Annotated in this window: 1 pseudogene; it reads left to right on the top strand. The window is 58.4% G+C overall.

Features of this window, described 5'->3' with window-relative positions:
- Positions 1-630 (top strand): annotated as a pseudogene (locus AB1Z34_RS11155) (IS256-like element IS3503 family transposase); the annotation flags it as partial.

Raw genomic sequence — 630 nt, 5'->3', positions numbered from 1 at the left:
TGGTGCTGGTGGATCATCCCCACACCCACCATCGACTCATTCCGCATCCATGACCAAATCTTCCTCGACGCGACCTATCTAAAGTCCGGATGCCTCCTGATCGCAGCCAGTAAAACCCACGTCATCAACTGGACCTGGGCCAGACACGAAACCACCGCCGCCTACACCGAACTCCTACGCCCCATTGCCGCACCACTAATCGCAGTCACAGACGGCGGACAAGGTGCCCAATCAGCCATCCACCACTGCTGGCCAACAACACGCATCCAACGCTGCCTCGTCCACGCCCAACGAACAGTCCGCCGCCACACCACCAGCAACCCCCGCACCGATGCCGGCAAAACCCTCTACCGCCTAGCCCTGAAACTCACTCGCATCACCGACCTTGACCAAGCATCCACATGGGTCGCCCACCTGCACGAATTCGACCACACCTACCGGGAATGGATGAACGAGAAAACCACCATCAAAGACCCTGCTACCGGCGCCTACACCAAGGTCTACACCCACCAACGCGTCCGAGCGGCCTATCAATCATTGCTATCTCTGCACCGCAGAGACCTGCTGTTTACCTACCTGCAACCCCCACCAACAACCATCGACCCCGACAACCTTGCAGCAACAACAAAC

The organism is Corynebacterium sp. 045007, from assembly GCF_040743205.1.
Taxonomy (GTDB): domain Bacteria; phylum Actinomycetota; class Actinomycetes; order Mycobacteriales; family Mycobacteriaceae; genus Corynebacterium; species Corynebacterium jeikeium_D.
Note: the sequence above shows the minus strand (reverse complement) of the source record. Positions and strands in the feature narration are given on the sequence as shown.